Consider the following 14297-nt stretch of genomic DNA (forward strand, 5'->3'; position numbering starts at 1 on the left):
AGTGGTGGAGAGGCTGTCCCAAAATGACTTTAGAGATAGCACCTTTTCCATTGGTCATTGGTTATCGCTCATACAGACTGTGACATATGCAATCCTTTAATAAAATAAACGAATTGGCCGCTCAGCAGGCATTATTCATTCCACGACTTTGGCTTCACTTTGATATTCTGGCGCAAATCTAACTTCTGCCACCATTTCCGTTGCCGCTTGCTCTCTTGGTAGGTTCTTAGCTGCTGCATGAGGAGCTTGGCGCGGTCTTCATCCTGGTACTTTACTCTTAGCTCTTCGTAGAAGTTTTTGGATTCCATGGTATCACCTGCTGTAATATTTTTGGATTTGCAACGCAAATCATTCCAGATATAGAACGTCAGTTCCTATCATATAATATACAGCAGGATCGCGCAATGAAAAAAACATGCAAAAATCAATTGGACAGCACAGCCATTCCTTCTTCGATGCTATCCGCTTCCCGTATACTAATCATTAATTGAAGCTTGTTGTACTGCTGTCTGGTTAAAAGCCTTTGTTGGAAAAGGGACTGGATTTCATCTCTCTCTGCCTGGATTGCAATCATTTCCAATTCCTTCACCTGCTCGTTCAAGCGCTGCTTCTCCGGATCAGAGGATAACTGATCACGAAGCATAGCGATAATATAGTTGTATCGCTTAATAACCCGAGCAGCAGTGGTAGTAGCAGCGGAATCAGGGCTCTCCAAAGTGGTTTTGTGGATTCCTTCAACTGCTGCCTCTAATGACTGTATTTTTATCCGAATCATTTCCTTTTTATGGTCTGCCGATAAGGGGGTGAATGCAGCGCGTTTGGCCGGGATCAAAGTGGCGGCAAGCTTGCTGAATAGTATGGAAAACAGTATGTACCATAGATGCAGGGGGCTTGTCAGCGCTAGCTGAGCTCTCTTTAGATTGGTTTGCATTCTACTGGCATCTTCAACCCCGATACTGCCTTCCTGCAATAATTGCTCGACCAGCTGCTTTTCTTTCTCAATTCCCAATCTGCGCAACGCCAATTCCTGCTGACGCTCACGACCGTTAATCCGGACTTCAGAGTTTCCGTTCATCAGCCCTGCCAATCGTAGTTCATAAGCATGGATTACGATAGAAGCTGCAATACTATCGTCATTCTGTGCTTGCCTTACAGCTCCAAGCGCTGCAGCTATGGATCGGGACTCCGCTGTGGTTTCCTTATCATCGGAAGAAGTATCCGGCTGCGGGCTTTCCTTTGCAATCAATAAAGGCAATGTAATACTGGCCATCACAAGCGACAAGAGAATAACGCCGGCTGCCAAGAAAATAATCAGGTTTCTTTCTGGGAAGGGAGCTCCGCTGTCCAGAAACAGCGGTATCGTGAAGGCTCCGGCCAATGTCACGGCACCTCGCACACCGGAAACCGAAAGTAATAAAAGAGGTGTCCACGTAGTTGGTTTTGTTTCTTTGTTGCGTCGCATCCACGATAAGTGACCGAATACATACAGCCATAAAAAGCGCAGCGCAATTAACAGCACATAAATGACTACCACGTAGCCTAATGCCTTTATGATGCTGTACATGGAATCATCAAATATATGCTGCACGATATCCGGAATCTGAAGACCAAGGATGACAAATACGAGACCGTTTAAAATAAACAAGATTACAGACCAGGTGCTCTCCGAAACTACCTTTAGCTCGAGAGAAGAGGAGCGTGTGCGATCCTGCTCAACAGCATGGACAATTCCACCGGCTACGGCAGCTAATATTCCTGAAAGCCCGGCATGCTCTGCCATTAGAAACAGCACGAACGGTGTAAGAATCTGTATCAGCATGTGTACCGTAACATCCTCCATACCAAAGCGCCGAAGCAAGGACCGGAACCAGATGAACACCAGGGATAAGAAAGCGCCAAATATTAGCCCGCCAACAGAGACAATAACAAAGCTGACTGAAGCTTCTTGGATGGAGAATACACCGGTCACTGCAGCTGCGATGGCGAACTTGAAAGCAACCAGCCCTGAAGCATCGTTCATCAGCCCTTCCCCTTCGAGCAGCCGATGAATTTTCTTGGGCAAATGAATTCTGGATGCTATGGCGCCTACAGCTACAACATCCGTTGGAGATAGAATAGCCGCTAGTCCAAAGGCTGCCGCGAGCGGAATAGTCGGAATCAGGGCGTGGATGGTGTAGCCACCAACAAGAACCGTTGCAAACACAAGACCTATGGCCAGAAGGAGAATAGGACCTTTGAGACTCCATAATTCCTCACGTGGCGTCCGCTGTCCGTCCTGGAACAATAGAGGGGCAATGAATAGAACAAAAAATAACTCCGGCTCCAGCGGTACATGCATGTGACCTGGCAATAGGACCACGATAATACCGAGGGCAATCTGGACGAGCGGTACCGGAATAATAGGAAGTAAATGATGGACCACTTGGGATATACCGACTAATGATATCAATACTAAAATATCTAAAAAGGTCTCCATTCTGTCAATCTCCGTTCTGTGTCTATGTAAATTTATGGTTGGGGGCTATAAGCTATTATAGACAAATAAAATGGAAACCAACACACCGACCTTGGTGTTAATGGAGTGTGCAGGTCGTTGTGCCGGTTTATAGATGATGGTATTAATCAATTGGAATAGTAATATAGATGGCGGTGCCCCAACCGAATTTACTGTGGATACGAATGCCAAATTGTTCTCCATAGGTTTATTCTCGGTAATTGTTTATTTGCAGCCAGTGCTTGTAGCTATTTTCGCATGGATGTGGCTGGGGGAGCGTATGTCCATTCTGAAGGTCGTGGGATTGTTGCTCGGCTTTCTGGGGGTAACGGTGGTCAGCGTGCAAGGGTTTTATGGGTATATTTCATTGCTTGGCATTGCACTGGCTTTGGGTTAAGCTATTGGTTGGGGACTCGGAACGGTTTATGTGAAAAAGGTAAGCTATCGAGTGGATTCTATGTGTCATGCAGCATTTCAATGTTTAATCGGAGGCTGTTTGTTAACGGGTATGGCTTGATAGGGGAGCGTTGGGGTGATGTCGTATGGAATCTGACCTATGTTTCAGTATTGCTTTACGGGGGGATACTAGGAGTTGCGGCTTCCTGGGCAGTCTATTTTACACTGGTTAATTCCGGGGATGTGAGCAAGGTGGCTTCCTATACCTTTCTCGTTCCTTTTGTATCGATTTTAACCGGAACGCTTCTTCTAAGGGAATCGTTTACGTTTCAGCTCTTTGCAGGACTAATCCTGATTGCTGTCAGTATATTTTTCATTAACGGCAAGCCCAAAAAGATTCAGCAAATGGCTTAAGAGCAAGCCGATCAGAAGGGAGACAGTAACATGTTGAACGAAGGAGTACGAATAGAGAAAGATTTTTTAGGAGAGAAGGAAGTGCCTCAGGGTGCTTATTACGGGATTCAAACCTTAAGAGCTGTGGAAAATTTCCCGATTACCGGATACAGAATCCATGAAGAGCTGATTAAAGCTATAGCTATGGTCAAAAAGTCGGCAGCATTGGCAAATATGGAAATAAAGCAATTAAATCCGCGTCTGGGTAACGCCATTGTAGAAGCTGCAGGAGAAGTGATTTCCGGACATTGGCATGATCAGTTTATCGTGGACCCGATTCAGGGAGGTGCAGGAACTTCCATTAATATGAACGCAAACGAGGTTATAGCCAATCGGGCTATTGAGCTTCTTGGAGGAGCCAAGGGCGACTACTTTTCCCTAAGCCCTAATTCGCACGTTAATATGTCCCAATCAACTAATGACAGCTTTCCTACAGCTATTCATATTGCGGTCTTATCGTTAATTGAACGGCTGTTGGTAACTTTGCAGCATTTACATGGAACGTTTTTACGAAAAACAAAGCAATTCGACGGAGTCATTAAAATGGGTAGAACCCATTTACAGGATGCGGTTCCGATTCGGCTCGGCCAGGAGTTTGAAGCTTACAGCCGGGTGCTTGAGAGGGATATAAAAAGGATCACGCGGACGAAAGAGCATTTATATGAAGTGAATTTGGGGGCCACCGCAGTAGGAACGGGTCTGAATGCCGATCCCCAATATATTGTCAGGTCCGTTGAAATATTAGCTGGCCTTAGCGGGCTGCCTTTAAAAAATGCCGAGCATTTACCTGATGCTACTCAAAATACCGATGCTTACACGGAAGTTTCTGCCGCTCTGAAGGTATGTATGATTAATATGTCAAAGGTGGCAAATGATTTGCGTCTAATGGCTTCCGGACCGCGCGCCGGCTTGGGGGAAATCAGCCTTCCCGCTCGTCAGCCTGGTTCGTCGATTATGCCGGGTAAAGTCAATCCGGTGATGTGCGAGGTAATCAATCAGGTAGCTTTTCAAGTGATTGGCAATGACCATACGATTTGTTTGGCTTCAGAAGCGGGGCAGCTTGAATTAAACGTAATGGAACCGGTGCTGGTTTTTAATTTGCTGCAATCTTTAAGCATGATGAATCAGGCCTTTGGAGTATTCAATACTCACTGTTTGGAAGGGATAGAGGCCAATGAACAGAGATGCAAGGAGTATGTGGACAAAAGTGTTGGTGTTATTACGGCGCTGAATCCCCATCTTGGCTATGAAATAGCCGCAAGAATTGCACGTGAAGCTATTGAAACGGGACGATCCTTGCGTGAGTTATGCCTGCTATATAATGTGATGACGGAAGAAGAGCTGGATATTATTTTGGATCCTTACCAAATGACTCAGCCGGGAATAGCCGGAAAGGTGCTGCTGGATAAAAATTGATTGGTGTCAGAATTAAGCCAAGGCTGGAGTGATTACCAAAGAAGCCGTTATTGAGGGCGGCAACGGGCATGGATGCGTGTCTACAGATGTCGGCGATGTAAGTTGGCTTGTGCCTACTGGACAAGTATATGTGATGACCTGCGCATTCAGAACAATGCCGCATAGCTGGCAGATGGTTGCACAAGGCGAATCTTCTATTGCCCACAAGGGTTTGCTGTTAGCCGGTAAGGTTATGGCTTCCTCTGCCATTGAGGCCATGCTAAACCCGGAAATTATTGAAAAAGCAAAAGCTGAGCATAAAGAACGTTTGGAGGGTGAAGTATACCAGTCGTTGATACCGCTCGGCACCAAGCCTACTCCGATCCGTACTAACTAATTTCAGCCAGTTAAGCTTTGGCAGGGGATCTGCTGTTCTGTTTCGGAAGTCAATTTTGGATTTATTGAGCCATTGCTATTATTGATTCATAGAACAAAAGCCTCCGAAACCACTTTGACAGAGAAAAGCGGTTTCGGAGGCTTTTTTGTTTGAACTTTGGGACCGGTTCACTCCGCTCTAACAGCCCAATTCTTTTATATATTAGAGCTCGATTTGTTCAATCCACAGGATACGCTTCGTTTTCATTCCTGCCAGTGCCGACTCGGCGGCACTATGCTCCGTTTGGAGCTGGCGAACGATGGTGCGGATATGATGAATTGCCTCAAGCGTTTGGTCTTGTGCATGTTGGATGCGGCCTTGGACGACCCAGTCGGTAATCAATCCGTCGAACCAATAATCGGCCATCTTCAGCAGTCCGCTTATTTCTATATGGATGTCCACGCTGCGCTTCAAATCGGCCAGCTCGTTACGGAAATTCAGCAGCAGACGGTTTGCATTATGAATATACTGTTTGGCGTCGTCGACATGGTTGTGCTTCACATGTGTACTGATGGTACCGCCGCCCAACATATCCCATTTCCCCCAATTTTCCGCTTTCTCCAAGCTTGCGGAGGCATCCTCCAGCGAGGCCAGCACCCGTCGTCCAGCGGTCAAAGCCTCAAAGATTTCTTTGACAAGAACGGCCTGATCCGAGATTCTTCCATCCATCTCAGCCAGCATGTTGGCCGAGGATGAAGACTCTCTGCGCAGGACAGATTCCATCTCAGCCATGAGCTTCTCGTACTCGCGCTCTGCGTTGCGGTAGTCCATGAGATCATTGCCGACCTGCTCCAAATCGGCTTCCATGCCCTCGAGCGCCTGCTTGGCTTCTTGCAGCTTGAGTGCTGCAGCTAACGCCTGTTGACGCTCCATCTCAAGCTGTTCTTCTTTGTTTCGAAGAATCGTATGAAACAGGTTGGCAAGAGACATTCGTGTCAATTTGTCCACATCTAATTGCTCCGATTCCAATTGCAGCTCGAGCTGTATGATGAGCCGCTCCTGCTTGCGAGTTTCCTTCAGCAGCTCCTCTTTTCGGCGTTCCGCCTTTTGAAGGCGGAATTTCCGTTCCTTCGCTTCCATCAGTCGGCTGTGCAATGAGTCTGGCATGGATAATCCTCCGTTTCCTTTTTTCGAAATAGCCTTATTTTCATTACGTCGTCACCGCACTTCGGTTTCCAATAGTTAGATTATAGCTGAACGAATCAGAAAAAACTGCACTTGACTTAGAGTTGACTCTAAGCTATAAAATGCAATTATCTGATATTCCAGTTGGAGGAGACATGCTTATGTTGAATACGCGCGTAGTTGTAACCCGGTACGGAGGAGCTGATGTTCTTGATACGATAGAGGAGCCGCTGTGTATGCCCCATAAAGGGGAGCTTCGCATTAAAGTTCAGAGTGCTGGAGTCGCTCTTGCGGATATTATGAGAAGAGAGGGCGTATATCCGCTATCGCCAACGCCTCCATTCACACCGGGGTATGATATAGTTGGAGTTGTTGATGAACTGGGAGAAGGAGTCGGACACTATTCACGTGGTGAGCGGGTTGGCGCCTTTTTTAACGGAACCGGCGGTTATTCAGCGTATGTATATGTAACGGTTGAGGATGTATTCAAAGTACCTGAATTTATTGATGCTGCACAAGCCGTTGCGATTATTCTCAACTATGTGACAGCCTATCAAATGCTTCACCGTATTGCTAAGGTTTCCGAAGGGGAGAACATCCTTATCCATGGCGCAAGTGGTGGCGTGGGATCCGCACTGCTGGAGCTTGGAAAGGTTGCGAATGTAATTATGTTCGGCACGGCTTCCGCAAGCAAGCATCACAGTGTTTCCCAATTTGGTGCAACGCCAATTGACTATCGGAATGATGATTTTGTCCAGGTGCTCGGTCATTTGGTTCCGCAAGGCATGGATGCAGTGTTTGATCCTATAGGGGGACAGAATTGGCAGCGATCGTTTCAAACTTTAGGTACAAAGGGTAGGTTTGTCGGCTACGGCTACACCTCTGTTTTGGGGCATGAGAATCGCGAGAATTGGGTTAAGGATTGGACAATTTTATCGGAGACAAAGCAAACGGACCAAGGAAACCCAGCTTATCTATATAGCATTACAGCTTTAAGAAAAGAAAGACCGGATTGGTTTAAGGAGGATGTGGGTGTTCTGTTCTCATTGCTGGAGCAGGGACGAATAAATCCGGTGATTTCCCACCGAATTCCGTTGTCTGAAGCGGCATATGCGCAGCAGTTGCTTGAGAAGTCATTATCTGTTGGGAAAGTTGTATTGATTGGTCTATAAAAAGAAAGGAGACGCCCCTCATGTACTCTATCGGAGAAATATCGAAACTGACGGGGATTACGGCTTTTACACTTAGATATTATGAAAAGATAGGCATTCTTCCCAAACCGGGTCGCCAGGATGGAATGCGGCGTTATGATGATCAGGAGCTCCAGTTTATTCGGTTTATTCATGGGTTAAAGCAGACGGGGATGAGCTTGGAGAGCATCGCAGCTTTTACAAAGGACGGTTGTATCCTTACCCTTAACGATCAGGATGTAGACATTAGCGGTTCGCTGCAGGATAGAATCAGCATGCTGGCACGGCACATCGATCAGTTGGAGCAGCAGATTAAGCATCTGGAAACGGTCAAGGAGATCGCGCAGGAAAAAAGCCGGTTCTATTCGAATATGTTGAAAGAGCAAGCATTCAAGAAAGTCCAAAGCAATGTTAACCATTAAAAGGAGGAGAATCAAATGAATTTAGGACTTGCCGGTAAAATAGCGATTGTCACAGGGGCAAGCGCGGGGATTGGGTTTGCCTGCTCTAAAGCGCTGTTCGAGGAAGGGGCTTCCGTCGTAATGGTGGCGCGGGATGCTGAGCGCATGCTGCAAGCTGCTGCTGCGATTCGTGAGGGACATCCTGCGGGGGATGCTTCGCGCATCGTCACAGTAAGTGGTGATATGCGCGAGTCGGAGACGGTGAAGCGAGCGGTAGCAACCGCTTTGGAATGTTTTGGCCGCATCGATATATTAATTAATAATGCCGGGTCGGCGAAGGCAGGCTCGTTTTTCGAGCTGCCGGAGGAGGCGTTTATGGATGCATGGAGCTTGAAGCTGCTCGGGTACATCCGAATGGTGAAGGAAGCGGCACCCCATATGATCAATCAGCGTGACGGCCGCATCGTTAATATCGTCGGTGGAGCAGGACGCACACCGGGCCCGGCGTTTCTGGCGGGCAGTACCGCCAACGCGGCGCTGCTTAACTTCACGAGAGGGGTTTCCAAGGAACTGGCTAAATCCAATGTGAGAATTAACGCCATTTCCCCGGGAACTACGGCTACAGAGCGGGCTGAAAGGCTGGCTGAGCAGCATGCAGAGGCTAAAGGAGTATCCGTTGATGCTCAAAAAGCGGAGATGAATGCAGCTATTCCGCTTGGGCATATGGTAGACCCGGCTGAGATAGCGGCGATGGCGCTCCTGCTCGTTTCCGACCGAGTTCCTTCGATCACGGGTACGGAAATTGTAATTGACGGCGGACAGCAGCCGGGTGTTTAAAAAAGAACGAATAAGTTCCTTTCATACGAAATTCCAGCGGCGGTTATACTGCATTTTAGGAAGCTTGGGAAGCTATAGGTCGCTTAGTTTAGGTTAGAGATTGCAATACCTATATGTTTCGTGCTAAAGTAAAAAGTAATTATTTTCAAGGAGGTGAGGTAGGTGAATCACGAGATGGTGAACAACCGTATTAGCCAGCTGCCGATTGCTATGGCTGGCCTCGTTCATGCTTTTTCTTGCAATGGGAGAAGTCTGTCCGTTTATACCTATACGTTGTTACCATTCGCGAGAAGATGCCTACCTTAACCGATACGGATTGCTGTATCATTCGAAGGGTCGCGGCTTGCTGCTGCGGCTCTTTTTTTGTCGTTCGGATTGTGGATAGGGTCTTCATCTCTGGGAGGATCTTATATGATAATTGTTAACGGTCAACATATAAAAAAATACTTGGGAGCCCATCTTGTACTGGACGGGGTTACGTTTGAAATTCACGATGGAGAGAAGATTGGTCTAATCGGCCGAAACGGTTGCGGTAAATCAACGCTGCTGCAGCTTATCTCCAGGCACGTGCATGTAGATGAGGGTATGCTGACTCTGAAGAAGGATATGCAGGTCGGGTATTTGCCCCAAATTCCAGCTGAATTCGAGAGTCTTACTGTTTACGAAGTGCTTGCCCACGGTTACCGGGAATTAATAGCGCTTCAGAAGGAATTGTCCCATTTGGAGCAAGAAATGTCCAAACCCGACGCTGCCTCGAGTCCCGAGAAGCTTGAACAGCTTTTGAAAGCCTACGCAGCTGTTCAGGAACGCTATGAACGTGGCGGCGGTTATGAAATCGATGCAAATATAGACAAGGTGGCAGGCGGTCTGCAAATATCAAAGAGCGTCTACGCACAAAGCTTCAGCACACTCTCCGGAGGTGAGAAGACGAGGGTATCCTTAGCTTCACAGCTGATTGTATGTCCGGGCTTGCTGCTGCTTGATGAGCCGACGAACCACCTGGATCTGAAGGGGATTGAATGGCTGGAGCAGTTTCTGCAAAGCTACACGGGCGCATACGTTGTGGTATCGCATGACCGGTATTTTCTTGATCGGGTGGCATCCAAAATGATTGAGCTCGAGGATGGGGAGGCTCATACGTATACCTCCAACTACAGCGGACATATGAAAGAAAAGGAAGAACGACTGCTGCAGCAGTTCGCGCAATTTCAGGAGCAGCAGAAGGTCATCAAGAAGATGAAGGAGACGATTCGCCAGCTTGAGGAATGGGGGCGTGTCGGAGGGAATGAGAAGTTTTTCAAGCGGGCGGCATCTATCCGCAGAGCGCTGGAGCGTATGCAGATAGTGAAACGACCCGTGTTGGAGCCCAAAACCGCTGATTTCGAGCTTTCGCCGCTTGATCGCTCAGGGAACAGGGTTGTTGCTTTCGAGCGGATCTCCAAGGCTTATGGCGAACGCAGCGTGCTGACGGGTGCCGAAGGAAGCCTTCAATACGGCGAAAAGGTTATGCTGCTGGGCGATAACGGTTCCGGCAAAACAACATTGTTCAAGCTCCTGCTTGGTGAAGAATCACCGGATAAGGGGGAAATAAAGCTGGGCGCACGTGTCGAGGTTGGATACCTTGCCCAGCAGACGGAGATACAAGATCGCAAGCAGACCACACTGGAATACTTCCGGCTGGAAGGAAACATAGAGGAAGGCGAAGCGAGGGGGATTCTCGCCAAATATTTGTTCTATGGCGCAGATGTATTTAAGCCGGTAAGTATGCTATCCGGAGGCGAGTGGTCACGATTGCGCCTTGCGCTGCTCGTCCTGAAGAAGCCGAACCTGCTATTGCTCGATGAGCCTACCAACCATCTGGATATCGCTTCACGCGAGGCGCTGGAGGAAGCACTGGAGGAATTTCCAGGGACGGTGCTAGCTATTTCGCATGACCGGTATTTCATTAACCGGTTGGCACAACGGGTATGGGAGCTGGAGCAGGGCAAGCTTGCGACGTACCTCGGCGATTTTGACGAGTACCGGGCGAAGAAGCGACAGCAGGAGGAGGCTTCCGCCAGAAACAAGGCGGAAGCTGGAAGCCCAGCCGCCGGCAGTGCGCGGCAAGCCGCCGGAGCCCGGCCCGAAGGCAAGCCGGTCCGCACTGGCGCAGCTGCGGGAGCGCTCGGCGCTGCGGTGGGAAGCGCGTCTGCGCCGCAGCCTCCCGCGCAGGCCGCTGAGCGGCGGCGCGAGCAGCTCGAGCGGCAAATCGCCGCGCTCGAGGCGGAACTGGCTGCAGCAGATGCGAAGCTGCAGCAGCTAGGCGACAGCGGCGGCGATGCGGCGCAGCTGGAGGAGCGGTGGCGCGAGCGGGAAGCGCTGCGAGAGCAGCTCGATGCGCTGTTCAAGGCGTGGCTGGAGCTTGCTTAGTGGAATGCAAAAAAAGGATGGCTTAATAGCCATCCTTTTTTTGCATTCTGTGGTTCTCAATACAGCTGGCAGCTAGGATTGAGGCTGTTGGACGGCGGTTTGAAGTGAAGAATACACCTGGCTTACCATCGTTTGCGCCTGGGCTATTTCAGCAGAAGCCGTTTTTAGAGCTTCTTCACATAACGTTGGGTTTGCAGCCGATTGTTCGATCGCTTGTGCAATCATATCTTTAGCTATCGAAGAGGATGCTTCTGCTTTTTTCAACAGGTTTGTATCGATTTGTTGGGCCATATTCAAATTCCCCCATCCGATTAAAAATTTTTAGAATCCCTTATATTGAGGTTCCTCGTTCTCAAGCTGCTGAACGCGACTCTCCACCTGCTCCAAAATTTGTTGTGTTTGCTGGGAAGCATTAGTGAAAAGAGTTTTTGCTTCTTGATTTTGAGTTTCCAAAGCAAATTGCTCAAGACTTGCTTGGGCGCTTTTTAACGAAGCAACGCATGTTTTTACTTGGGATGCTACGGTCATTGGTTTCACCTCCTCTTTAAGTAACGAACATAATATATCCCATATTAGTAAAAAAAAACTGGAAAAAATTAAAACCAGCGAAGGGAAGCAGTTTTTGAATGAATATGGAAATGACGGGTACAGCATACTAAATTCACTTAGAACATTTTCATGCTGCCTGCTCCCTATGCTTTGAAGGCTACATAATTTTGAAGTTAGACTATTACATAGTAGGGAAGGAAAAAATATGATTTATATTTATAATGATTTTGGTGGGACGCACACAACGGTATTGGCAGCCTCCTACCATCTTAATAAGCTGGATGTAAATAGAGAGCCGACCAAAACGGAGATATTAGCTTCGCATAATTTCAATAAATTGGTGTATAAAGACCGAGGCAAGCTATATTTTCATGGGACGGATGAAGAGGGGAATCAAGTATATACAATGGGCAGAGGACGATCCAAAATCCTGATTCCGGGTATTTATAATCTAATCCAGATGCTGCTTGATGAAAATGTACTGCATGAGAAAATTATTTTATCGAATACTTCGCCGACCGTACCTCTTTCAATGACGATGGGCGGTATGCTTTCGCGTTGGTTGAAAATTGATTTTATCGGAGTTCCGTTGTTAGTGATGGGGGCAAAGCAAGCTTACAAGGACATTGTTAACTTGGTTCATCAAACGAAACAGGCAGCAAAAATTTCTGCTTCACAGTTGGTCATGCTAGAAAATAAAGGCTTAAAATAGCGCTGCGGTCAGTAAGCTTCCAACCCCACTTTGACAGTGGTTTTGGAGGCTTTTTTTGTTTGAAGTTCTAGGACTGGCTCTGCTTTGGGGTAGTTTCTTCATGCAGAATTCAGTGATAAATGTTAATCTATTTGTCAGTTTATGGTACTATTTATACAGGAAAGGAAGTGTGCGAATGTCGGGAGTGTCGACGCTATTATCTATTGGGGAAATAAGGGGAATTAATAGATATCCTATAAAGTCTTTTGCTGGAGAGAGCTTGGAGACAACGAGAATCGAGACCTATGGATTATATGGTGACCGCAGTTATGCCTTTATCGATGAAACGAAAGAGGGATGGTCCAGATATATTACGGCCAGACAAATTCCTGACCTGCTTAGCTATAAAGCCAAGTTAATTGGTGATGGCTCTGGAGAGGAGTTTCCCCAAGTGAATGTCATCTCGCCAAATGGCCGGATTTTAAAGTGGGATGAAGAGCTGCTAGGAGAGATACAAGCCTATTCGAAAACAAAAATGTCCATGCTGGACTACAAACCAAGTAATGAAGATCTTTTGGCTGTGGATACAGGCAGTATATTGATAATTACAGATGCTTCATTACGGAAGCTTGAGGATATATGGGGCAAAAATTTGGATAAGCGTCGTTTTAGAGCCAACTTTACGGTGTCTTTAGGCGAGAACTCATTTGATGAAAGCAACTGGATAGGGAAACGTTTATTAATAGGGAATGCGGAGCTGGAGGTTGATATGTACTGTAAGCGCTGTTCAATGATTACAATCGATCCGGATACTTTGGAATATGATAAATCTCTGTTGAAAAAAGTAAACGAGGAGATGAATTTAAATTTCGGGGTATATGCTTCTGTAAAAAAGACAGGACAAATTAGCGTCGGTGAGAAGGTATTTTTAATGGATTCACATAATACGACTGACTAATACATCCAATTGGAGTGGTGAGTGTGGGTTGCCTCGGTTGCAGAATTGCTAATGGCAATGAACCTAACTTAAATATGGTTTATGAAAATGAACTTGTTGCTTGTGTTTTGGATATCGCTCCATTCAATGAGGGGCATCTGCTGATTCTACCGAAAGAGCATTATTTGGACGTCGAAGAGATGGATACTGAAACCGCCTATGCTGTAATGGATGCTTCGATAAAGCTGTCCAAAGTAATAAAGAAGGTGTTTGCACCGGACGGAATAACTATATGTCAAAATGGCGGAAGCTTTAATGATCTGACTCATTACCACATGCATCTCATTCCAAGGTTTGAAGGGGATGGCTTCTCATGGAGTGAACCTTTACATCCTCATGATGCGGGGAATCATCTAAAAGAAACCAAAGAGAGAATGTTAAAAGCTATGAACGATTAAAGCTGTTGAACAAGCTTTGCCTCACAGAAGGTTTGGTCTTGGAGACTGGTGCTCTAAAGGTCTGAAAGGAACTGAAAATTCCGTTATTGAATTTGCCGTTTCCAATTTAAGACGATAGCGGAAGCCAGAATTCCGTTATTTAGAGTGAATGGGAACCTATTGAACAAAAACAGAGAGATTACGGAAGCAGTTGTTCCTTTATCTCTCTGTTTGTTGCGCTTTCCCGAGCCATAACGGAACGAGTACGTCCGCTAAAGCTCGAACTCATTCCTTGTGGGAAGCCAGATCAAAGACCGGTTAGGAAGTAAGGATCGATGCAAAGTACAGAGTAGAACAAAAAAGGGCATGGGTGTGAGGGAGGATCAAGATGTCGCAAATTTGTACTAATTGTGAAACTTTTAAGAACTTTTTGAAAGCGCTACCTATAAATTCGACAACATATAATAATTGTCCCATTTTTGATGCCAAAAAGTGCTGCAAGGCAAAAAACGACAGCGGTATACAGGCCGATTTTTGCAGCCCCAGG

General features: G+C 46.9%; 16 protein-coding genes. 11 read left to right on the forward strand and 5 right to left on the reverse strand.

The features are described 5' to 3' along the window. Positions 1-131 precede the first annotated feature (131 nt). Complete coding sequence (locus NV381_RS24335) at positions 132-308, reverse strand: hypothetical protein (RefSeq protein WP_258215887.1); 177 nt, start codon at positions 306-308, stop codon at positions 132-134. Positions 309-424: 116 nt separating this feature from the next. Further along, a complete protein-coding gene (locus NV381_RS24340) occupies positions 425-2476 on the reverse strand; it encodes a Na+/H+ antiporter (RefSeq protein ID WP_258215888.1) in 2052 nt (683 codons plus the stop codon). 133 nt (positions 2477-2609) lie between these two features. Between NV381_RS24340 and NV381_RS24345 the strand changes: the two genes are divergently transcribed. From NV381_RS24345 to NV381_RS24360, 4 genes are all read left to right on the forward strand, one after another. After that, complete coding sequence (locus NV381_RS24345; RefSeq protein WP_258215889.1) at positions 2610-2891, forward strand: DMT family transporter; 282 nt, start codon at positions 2610-2612, stop codon at positions 2889-2891. Positions 2892-2953: 62 nt separating this feature from the next. Further along, entirely contained in the window at positions 2954-3304 is a 351-nt protein-coding gene (locus tag NV381_RS24350; RefSeq protein WP_258215890.1) for a DMT family transporter, read from the forward strand. 30 nt (positions 3305-3334) lie between these two features. After that, positions 3335-4759, forward strand: coding sequence for an aspartate ammonia-lyase (aspA, locus tag NV381_RS24355; protein WP_258215891.1), 1425 nt, complete (start codon positions 3335-3337; stop codon positions 4757-4759). Positions 4760-4787: 28 nt separating this feature from the next. Continuing rightward, positions 4788-5135, forward strand: coding sequence for a hypothetical protein (locus tag NV381_RS24360; protein ID WP_258215892.1), 348 nt, complete (start codon positions 4788-4790; stop codon positions 5133-5135). Between the two features lie 201 nt (positions 5136-5336). On the opposite strand, the gene NV381_RS24365 is transcribed toward NV381_RS24360, so the two are convergent. After that, positions 5337-6281: a hypothetical protein gene (locus tag NV381_RS24365; RefSeq protein ID WP_258215893.1), complete on the reverse strand. Its 945-nt coding sequence runs from the start codon at positions 6279-6281 to the stop codon at positions 5337-5339. Between the two features lie 179 nt (positions 6282-6460). Between NV381_RS24365 and NV381_RS24370 the strand changes: the two genes are divergently transcribed. The 4 genes from NV381_RS24370 (at position 6461) to abc-f (ending at position 11136) form a co-directional block, all read left to right on the forward strand. Beyond that, positions 6461-7471, forward strand: a complete 1011-nt coding sequence (locus NV381_RS24370) for a medium chain dehydrogenase/reductase family protein (protein ID WP_258215894.1) — start codon at positions 6461-6463, stop codon at positions 7469-7471. Positions 7472-7491: 20 nt separating this feature from the next. Further along, positions 7492-7911: a MerR family transcriptional regulator gene (locus NV381_RS24375; protein ID WP_258215895.1), complete on the forward strand. Its 420-nt coding sequence runs from the start codon at positions 7492-7494 to the stop codon at positions 7909-7911. Between the two features lie 15 nt (positions 7912-7926). Beyond that, a complete protein-coding gene (locus tag NV381_RS24380; protein WP_258215896.1) occupies positions 7927-8727 on the forward strand; it encodes an SDR family NAD(P)-dependent oxidoreductase in 801 nt (266 codons plus the stop codon). 411 nt (positions 8728-9138) lie between these two features. Further along, the gene (abc-f, locus tag NV381_RS24385; RefSeq protein WP_258215897.1) at positions 9139-11136 is read left to right on the forward strand and encodes a ribosomal protection-like ABC-F family protein; all 1998 of its coding nucleotides are present in this window, start codon (positions 9139-9141) and stop codon (positions 11134-11136) included. A gap of 72 nt (positions 11137-11208) precedes the next feature. Here abc-f and NV381_RS24390 read toward each other — a convergent pair whose 3' ends face one another. Next, positions 11209-11427, reverse strand: coding sequence for a hypothetical protein (locus NV381_RS24390; RefSeq protein WP_258215898.1), 219 nt, complete (start codon positions 11425-11427; stop codon positions 11209-11211). A 30-nt stretch (positions 11428-11457) separates the two neighbouring features. Beyond that, positions 11458-11664, reverse strand: coding sequence for a DUF1657 domain-containing protein (locus NV381_RS24395; protein ID WP_258215899.1), 207 nt, complete (start codon positions 11662-11664; stop codon positions 11458-11460). Positions 11665-11890: 226 nt separating this feature from the next. On the opposite strand from NV381_RS24395, the gene NV381_RS24400 reads away from it, so the two are divergent. The 3 genes from NV381_RS24400 (at position 11891) to NV381_RS24410 (ending at position 13771) form a co-directional block, all read left to right on the forward strand. Next, a complete protein-coding gene (locus NV381_RS24400; RefSeq protein WP_258215900.1) occupies positions 11891-12397 on the forward strand; it encodes a DUF3189 family protein in 507 nt (168 codons plus the stop codon). 175 nt (positions 12398-12572) lie between these two features. Beyond that, a complete protein-coding gene (locus NV381_RS24405; protein ID WP_258215901.1) occupies positions 12573-13334 on the forward strand; it encodes an MOSC domain-containing protein in 762 nt (253 codons plus the stop codon). Between the two features lie 23 nt (positions 13335-13357). Then, positions 13358-13771 carry an HIT family protein gene (locus NV381_RS24410; protein WP_258215902.1) on the forward strand — a complete coding sequence of 138 codons (414 nt, stop codon included), beginning with the start codon at positions 13358-13360 and terminating at the stop codon, positions 13769-13771. Positions 13772-14297: the final 526 nt, after the last annotated feature.

The sequence above is a fragment of the Paenibacillus radicis (ex Xue et al. 2023) genome, assembly GCF_024722015.1.
GTDB lineage: Bacteria > Bacillota > Bacilli > Paenibacillales > NBRC-103111 > Paenibacillus_S.